Below are 7,951 nucleotides of genomic sequence, written 5' to 3'. Positions count from 1 at the left end.
AGATCGGGCAATTGCAGCATGTCAGCGAATATAGAGTCCGGTTCCGTCGACGCAAGCCGCGCCTTGAGCGCCGGATTGGAGGCATGCGAGCCACCGGTGAAGGCAAGGACGCGCATGCCAGCCGCGCGCGCCGCGGCGACGCCGGCCGGGCTGTCCTCGACGACCAGGCAATTGCGTGGATGCGCCCGCATGGAGGCAGCGGCATGGAGGAAAAGGTCGGGCGCCGGCTTGCCGCGCTTGACCATGGTGGCGCTGAAGATATGCGGCTCCAGCAGCGGCAGCAGGCCGGTGACGTCGAGCGCGTAGCGGATGCGTTCCAGCGTGCCGGACGAGGCGACGCAGCAAGGCAGACCGAGCTTCGGCAGCACCTCCTTGATGCCGGGGATCGGCTTCAATTCCTCGCGGAACTTGCGCATCAGGTCGACGCGCATCGCGGTCAGATGCTGGTCGCTGATCTCCAGCCCGAACTCTTGGCCGAGGATCTCGCGCACGCTTTTCATGCTCTTGCCGAGGAAATGCTCGTAGGCAGCGTCCTCGCTGACCGTGCCGCCGGCGAGCTCGATCATGCCGAGCAGCGCCGAGACCGAAAGCGCCTCGCTATCGACCAGCACGCCGTCACAGTCGAAGATGACCAGCTCAGGCGTCATCGGGCAGGCTTCCGCTGGCCTCAGAGCTTGCCGGCGAGATAGCGCGCCAGGGTTTCGCGTGCGCCGTTCGCCCACAGCACCTTCAAGGCATGGGCGAAGGCCCCGGCGAAGACGGGCGAGCGGCCGACATCGCCGTAGATGTCCTCCATCGCCAGCCAGGCCTTGGGGTCATCCTTGGCCGCCCTGGCGGTGGCCTGCATGCGGCCCCAGCTCGGGTCGTTGGGCTCGATGACGGCGCCGCTGTCGGTGGTGCCGAAGCAGTAACGACACCACAAGGCCGATTCCAGCGCGAGGCCGGCGACGCCTTCGCCCGCCTTCAGCCGGTCGGCGATGGTCGGGATGATGAATTTCGGCTGGCGGTTGGAACCGTCGAGGCACAGCCGGCGGATGGTGTCGCCGATCTTGGGATTGGAGAATCGCCGCTCGATGAGCTGGTAGTAATCCTCCAGATCGGTGTCGGGCACCGGCGGCACGGTCGGGATGATCTCGTCATGCTCGAGCTTCGACAGGAAGGCGCGCACCAGCGGCTCCTGCATGCCTTCATGGACGAAATGGATGTCCATCAGGCCGGCCGGATAGGCTATTGTCGCGTGGCCGCCATTGAGGATGCGGATCTTCATCAGCTCGTAGGGCGAGACGTCCTTGACGAACTGCACGCCGACCTTTTCCAGGGCCGGACGGCCGGCGGTGAAATGGTCCTCCAGCACCCATTGCTTGAACGGCTCGCAGAACACCGGCCAGTTGTCCTCCAAGCCGAAATCGTCGGCGAGGATGCGGCGCTCGCGGTCGGTCGTGGCCGGCGTGATGCGATCGACCATGCCGTTCGGAAAGGCGACCTTGTCCTCCACCCATGTTGCCAGGTCCTCGTCGATCAGCCGGGCAAGGCCGATGACGCCGTCTGAGGTGACATGGCCGTTATGGGGGATGTTGTCGCAGGACATGACGGTGAAGGGCACGATGCCGTCGGCGCGCCGGCGCAGCAGGCCGGCAAGGACGATGCCGAACACGGTTTTCGGCACGGCGCCCGGTTGCGCGTCGGCGACGATGTCGGGATGGGCCGGGTTGAACTTGCCGGAAGCCGGGTCGATGAAATAGCCGCCTTCGGTGATGGTCAGCGAGACGATCTTGATCGCCGGATCGGCAAGCCGCTCGATGATCGCGGCCGCATCGCGAGGCGTCAGGAAATCGATCATGGCGCCGGTGACGCGGGCGCTCATATGGCCCTGGTCCTGCTCGACGACAGTGGTCAGCCAGTCCTGTTCCTGCAGCTTGGAACGGCCGATCTTCTCGCCCTCAAACACGCCGGCGCCGATCAGAGCCCAGTCATGGCCTTCGCCGGTGGCGAACAGGTCGTCGAGATAGACAGCCTGGTGCGAGCGGTGGAAATTGCCGACGCCGAAATGGACGATGCCGGCCTTCAAGGCCGAGCGGTCATATTTCGGACCGGCGACCTTGGCCGGCAGGCTGGCGAGGTTCGAGGAAGAGAGTTTCACGGTCATCTCATTTTACCCTTTGGCCGATCTGCAGCCCGACTGTTTACGCCTCCTGAGGAGAGCGAGGATGAGGGGCAACATCTGGTGTTCCAGCATGCTGCCCCTCACCTGCCCCGCGACGCTTGCTCCGGAGGAAAAGAGAGAAGCGCCTCCCCCCTCAACTCATCCCGTCAGCTCATCCATTGGCCGCCGTCGACATTGTAGGTCTGGGCAACAATGTATTCGGCCTCGTCACTGGCGAGGAACACGGCCATGCCGGCGAGGTCCTCGGGCTTGCCCATGCGGCCGTAAGGCACGCCTTCGCCGACCAGGCGCTTCTTCTCGCCCTTCGGCCGGTTCTCATATTTGGCGAAGAGCGCGTCGACCTGGTCCCACATGTCGCTGTCGACGACGCCCGGCGCGATGCCGTTGACGTTGATGCGGTGCTTGATGAGGTCGAGCCCCGCCGATTGCGTCAGCGAGATGACAGCGGCCTTGGTGGCGCAATAGACCGCGACCAGCGGCTCGCCGCGCCGGCCTGCCTGGCTTGCCATGTTGATGATCCTGCCGCCCCGGCCGCGCGCGATCATCGAGCGGGCGGCGGCCTGCAGCATGAACAGCGTGCCGGCGACGTTGACCGCGAACAGCTTGTCGTAGCTCGCCCTGGTGATCTCGACGATCGGCGCCAGGTCGAAGATCGCGGCATTGTTGATCAGCACGTCCAGCCCGCCGGTCTTCGCCTCGACAGCTTTCACCGCCGCCTCGATCGAGGCCTGGTCGGTGACGTCGAGCCGCAGCGCGTAAGCAGCGGGGCCGATCGCTTTCGCCGTCGCTTGCGCCGCGTCGAGGTCGATGTCGGCAATCGCCACCGTCGCGCCTTCGCGCGCATAGGCTTCGGCGAAGGCCCTGCCGATGCCGCGCGCCGATCCGGTGATCAGCGCCGATTTGGCTTTCAGCCTCACTGTCCCGTCCTCACGCGGCCAGCGCCTTGCCGTCGGCGCCGAAGCGGTGAAGCTTGGTCTTGTCGGGGGTCAGGTAGACGGTGTCGCCATGCCTGACCGCAACCTCGCCGTCGGCGCGGACATTGACGGTGCCGATGCCGTCCGCCTGGACATGCAGGAAGGTGTCGGAGCCGAGATGCTCGGCGACGCCGACCGTCGCCTTCCAGTCGCCGGACAAGGTCGAGATGTTGAGATGTTCGGGCCGGATGCCGATGGTCTTGGCGCCGTATTTCTCCGCCGGCGCGCCTTCGATCATGTTCATCTTGGGGGAGCCGATGAAGCCAGCGACGAAGAGGTTCTTCGGCGTCTTGTAGAGCTCCATCGGCGAGCCGACCTGCTCGATGTTGCCGGCGTTGAGCACGACGATCTTGTCGGCCATGGTCATGGCCTCGACCTGGTCGTGGGTGACGTAGATCATCGTCGTCTTCAGCTGCTGATGCAGCTCGCTGATCTCCAGCCGCATGGTGCCGCGAAGCGCGGCGTCGAGGTTGGACAGCGGCTCGTCGAATAGGAAGGCAGAGGGCTGGCGCACGATGGCGCGGCCGATGGCGACGCGCTGGCGCTGGCCGCCGGAGAGCTGACCCGGGCGGCGCTCGAGATAATTGGTGAGGTTGAGGACGCGTGCCGCGTCCTTCACCTTCTTGTCGATCGTCGCCTGGTCCTCGCCGGCCATCTTCAGCGGGAAGGCGATGTTCTTGGCGACCGTCATATGCGGGTAGAGCGCGTAGGACTGGAAGACCATGGCGAGCTTGCGCTTGGCCGGAGCCTCGCGGGTGACGTCGCGGCCATCGATCGAGATCGTGCCGCCGCTGGTGTCCTCCAGCCCGGCGATCAGCCTGAGCAGCGTGGACTTGCCGCAACCCGAGGGGCCGACGAACACCACGAACTCGCCGTCCTCGATGTTGAGGTCGATGTTCGGAATGATCGTCGTCGACCCGAAGGACTTGGAGACGTTCTTGAGCGTGATGTTTCCCATGGTTTCCTCCCGGGGATGGTCTTGGTCGTCCGCCGCGTGGGCTTTCTACTTCACGGCACCAAAGGTCAGGCCGCGCACCAGCTGCTTCTGGCTGAACCAGCCCATGATCAGGATCGGCGCGATCGCCAGCGTCGAGGCCGCTGAGAGCTTGGCCCAGAACAGGCCTTGCGGACTGGAGAAGGAGCTGATGAAGGCGGTCAGCGGCGCCGCGTTGGTGGTGGTGAGCCGGATGGTCCAGAACGCTTCGTTCCAGGCGAGGATGATGTTCAAGAGCATGGTCGAGGCAATGCCGGGAACGGCCATCGGCGTCAGCACATAGATGATCTCGTTCCACAGCGAGGCGCCGTCCATGCGCGCCGCTTCCAGGATCTCGCCTGGGATCTCGCGGAAATAAGTGTAGAGCATCCAGACCACGATCGGCAGGTTGATCAGCATCAGCATCACGGTAAGGCCGATGCGGCTGTCGAGCAGGCCGGTGTCGCGGAAGATCAGGTAGATCGGGAACAGCACCGCGACCGCCGGCATCATCTTGGTCGACAGCATCCACATCAGGATGTCCTTGGTGCGCTTGCTCGGCGAAAACGCCATCGACCAGGCCGCCGGGACGGCGACGATGAGCGCGAGGATGGTCGAGCCGACCGAGAGCAGCACCGAATTGAAGAAGAACTTGAAGTAGCCGCTCTGCTGCTGGACCTCCGAGTAACTCTCGAAGGTCCCGGACGGGATGAGGTTGAAGCCCTGGATCGCCTCCTGCTCCGACTTGAACGAGGTGATGATCGTGTAGAGGATCGGAAAGAAGATCAGCAGGGCGACGATCCAGGCCGCGGCCGTGGCGATGGTCTTGTGCTGGGTGGTGACTGCGCGGGCCATCTTATCCTCCCTTATTTGTCGAGGTTCTTGCCGACGGCGCGCATGGCGAAGAAGGCAACGATGTTGGCGAGAATGACGGCGATCACGCCACCGGCGGATGCCTGGCCGATTTTGAACTCCAGGAGCGCCTTCTGGTAGACGAGGAAGGGCAGGTTGGTGGAGGCGTAGCCCGGGCCGCCATTGGTGGTGACCAGGATCTCGGCATAGATCGAGAGCAGGAAGATCGTCTGGATCAGGATGACGACGGTGATGGCGCGCGACATGTGCGGCAGTGTCAGGTAGATGAAGCGGCTCACGAAGCCGGCGCCGTCCATCTCGGCCGCCTCCTTCTGCTCGCCGTCGAGCGACTGCAAAGAGGTGAGCAGGATCAGCGTGGCGAAGGGCAGCCACTGCCAGGCGACGATCAGGATGACGGCGGTCAGCGGGTGCTGGCCGAACCAGTCGATCGGCTGGGCGCCGAAGAAGCGCGCAATGTCGGCGAAGACGCCGTATTGCGGGTGCATGATCATGTTCTTCCAGACAAGTGCCGCGACCGGCGGCATGACGAAGAACGGCGAGATGACCAGGATGCGCACGATGCCCTGGCCCCAGATCGGCTGATCGAGCAGCATCGCCAGAAGGATGCCGCCGACCACCGTGATGACCAGCACGCTGACGACGATGGTGAGCGTGTTGAGGATCGAATAGAGGAAGGCCGGGTTGGAATAGAACAGCGCGTAGTTGGAGAAGCCGACGAAGCCGTCACGCATCGGGTTCAGCGGATTGTATTGCTGAAACGAGAACCAGAGCGTGAACAGCAGCGGCACGATCATCCAGACGAACAGCAGGATCACCGATGGCGCCATCATGAAGCGGGCAAGCGAACGGGTTTGCTGAGTAGCCATGACGGTCACCCTCCCAAAGTCAGCCGGATTTTCAGAGTTGCGCCCAGAATCTTCCCGGTTTTGAAGGGTGGCCGCCCGAACTGGGTTTCGGGCGGCCCCTTGCCGGCCATGATGCGCGACCGGCGTTCGGCACCGGGAGGAGCCTTACTTGATGTAGCCGCCTTCGGTCATCGCCGCGGTGGCTGCGTCCTGGGCCTGCTTGAGGGCGTCGTCGACGCTCGACTGGCCGGCAAGGGCGGCCGAGAAGAGCTGGCCAACGGTGGTGCCGAGACCCTGGAATTCAGGAATGGCGACGAACTGCACGCCGACATAGGGCACCGGCTTGACGGTCGGATGCGTCGGGTCGGCGGCGTTGATTGAGTCCAGCGTCATCTTCGCGAAGGGCGCCGCCTTCTGGTACTCCGGATTGGCGTAGAGCGAGGAGCGCGTTCCAGGCGGAACATTGGCCCAGCCTTCCTTCGAGGCGACCAGCTCGGCATAGTGCTTGCTGGTTGCCCAGGAGACGAACTTCTCGGCGGCATCGGCCTTCTGGGTGCCGGCGGGGATCGCCAGCGACCAGGCCCACAGCCAATTGCCGCGCTTGCCTAGGCCGTTGTCGGGCGCCAGCGCATAGCCGACCTTGTCGGCGACCTGCGAGGCCTTCGGATCGGAGACGAAGGACGCCGCGACGGTGGCGTCGATCCACATGCCGCACTTGCCCTGCTGGAACAGCGCCAGGTTCTCGTTGAAGCCGTTTGACGAAGCGCCTTCCGGACCGTCGGCCTTCATCAGGTCGACATAGAACTGCAGCGTGTTCTTCCACTCGGGCTGATCGAACTGCGGCTTCCAGTTCTCGTCGAACCAGCGGGCGCCGAAGGAGTTCGACATGGCGGTGAGGAAGGCCATGTTCTCGCCCCAGCCGGCCTTGCCGCGCAGGCAGACACCGTTCACGCCATTGGCGCGGTCGGTCATCTTGTCGGCGGCCTGCTTGATGAATTCCCAGGTCGGCGCGTCGGGCATCTTCAGGCCCGCCTTCTCCATCAGGTCCTTGCGGTACATGACGAAGGAGCTTTCGCCGTAGAAGGGCGCGGCATAGAGCTTGCCGTCGACCGACAGGCCGCCGGCGATGGCCGGGATGATGTCCTTGACGTCATAGTCGTCGCCGAGCTTGTCGAGCGGCAGCAGCCAGCTCTGCTTGGCCCAGATCGGAACCTCGTAGGTGCCGATGGTCATGACGTCGTACTGGCCGCCCTTGGTGGCGATGTCGGTGGTCACGCGCTCGCGCAGCACATTCTCTTCAAGCGTGACCCAGTTGAGCTGGATGTCGGGGTTGGCCTTGGTGAAGTCGTCCGTCAGCTTCTGCATGCGGACCATGTCGCCATTGTTGACGGTGGCGATGGTGATGGATTCGGCATGCGCAGCGAAAGCGAGAGCGCTGGCCGACAACAGGCCCAGGGTGAGCGTGCGAAGTTTCATCAAATTCCTCCCATAAACCAAGATGAGCATTTGCCTTGGCTTTGAGCAATTACTCACTTGGTGTGATTTATGTCAAGGCGGAATCGATGCTGCAGCGCAGCAGAAACGTGAACCCCGACCCGGCGACGCGGCCAGGATCTTGGCGAGGAAGGCTGAGAGCAGTCGGCTTACGCGCAGGCGATCTCGGCGAGGATCCAGTCACGGAAGGCGCGGATCTTCGGCACATTGCGACGCGCCGTCGGATAGACCAGCCAATAGGCATGGCCGTCATCGCCGACGAGATCGAAGGGCTGGATCAGACGGCCGTCGGCGATCTCGTTCTTGAACAGCGCCCTGGTCAGGATCGCCACGCCATGGCCCGCCATCGCCGCATTCGCCTCATAGGCCTGCGCGCCCATGCTAGAACCCGGCCGCTTGGCGAGATCATGGCCGGTCACACCGGCGGCCTCGAACCATTGCGACCACCAGACGTCGCCGGGGTCGAGGATCGGCAGGCGCAACAGGTCGGCCGGCTCCTTGACGCCGCCTATGCTCGCCGCGAGCTTGGGGCTCAGCATGGGGGTGAAATCGGCATCAAGCAGCTTATGCGCTTCCAGGCCCGGCCACTTGCCGCCGCCGGAGCGGATGGCGATATCGACATCCTCGC

General features: G+C 64.2%; 8 protein-coding genes. All 8 read right to left on the bottom strand.

What is annotated here, in order from left to right; all coding sequences use genetic code 11:
* Positions 1–647 (bottom strand): HAD family hydrolase (locus EOA27_RS12970; RefSeq protein WP_145970333.1); only part of this gene is annotated, 647 nt, incomplete at its 3' end.
* Positions 648–667: 20 nt separating this feature from the next.
* Positions 668–2,146, bottom strand: coding sequence for a mannitol dehydrogenase family protein (locus tag EOA27_RS12965; protein WP_127256343.1), 1,479 nt, complete (start codon positions 2,144–2,146; stop codon positions 668–670).
* A gap of 164 nt (positions 2,147–2,310) precedes the next feature.
* Positions 2,311–3,081 (bottom strand): L-iditol 2-dehydrogenase, encoded by a 771-nt coding sequence (locus EOA27_RS12960; protein WP_127256340.1) that lies wholly within the window; start codon positions 3,079–3,081, stop codon positions 2,311–2,313.
* Between the two features lie 10 nt (positions 3,082–3,091).
* Positions 3,092–4,096 carry an ABC transporter ATP-binding protein gene (locus EOA27_RS12955; RefSeq protein WP_126079997.1) on the bottom strand — a complete coding sequence of 335 codons (1,005 nt, stop codon included), beginning with the start codon at positions 4,094–4,096 and terminating at the stop codon, positions 3,092–3,094.
* A gap of 45 nt (positions 4,097–4,141) precedes the next feature.
* Positions 4,142–4,966, bottom strand: a complete 825-nt coding sequence (locus EOA27_RS12950) for a carbohydrate ABC transporter permease (protein WP_126079998.1) — start codon at positions 4,964–4,966, stop codon at positions 4,142–4,144.
* 11 nt (positions 4,967–4,977) lie between these two features.
* A complete protein-coding gene (locus tag EOA27_RS12945; protein WP_126079999.1) occupies positions 4,978–5,850 on the bottom strand; it encodes a sugar ABC transporter permease in 873 nt (290 codons plus the stop codon).
* A 144-nt stretch (positions 5,851–5,994) separates the two neighbouring features.
* A complete protein-coding gene (locus tag EOA27_RS12940) occupies positions 5,995–7,305 on the bottom strand; it encodes a sugar ABC transporter substrate-binding protein (RefSeq protein ID WP_042637462.1) in 1,311 nt (436 codons plus the stop codon).
* Between the two features lie 167 nt (positions 7,306–7,472).
* The coding region (locus tag EOA27_RS12935) for a LysR substrate-binding domain-containing protein (protein ID WP_245491079.1) at positions 7,473–7,951 on the bottom strand (479 nt) is incomplete at its 5' end.

Source organism: Mesorhizobium sp. M2A.F.Ca.ET.037.01.1.1, assembly GCF_003998075.1.
GTDB lineage: Bacteria > Pseudomonadota > Alphaproteobacteria > Rhizobiales > Rhizobiaceae > Mesorhizobium.
The sequence above is the reverse complement of the archived record's forward strand: the minus strand, read 5'-3'. Positions and strand labels throughout refer to the sequence as shown.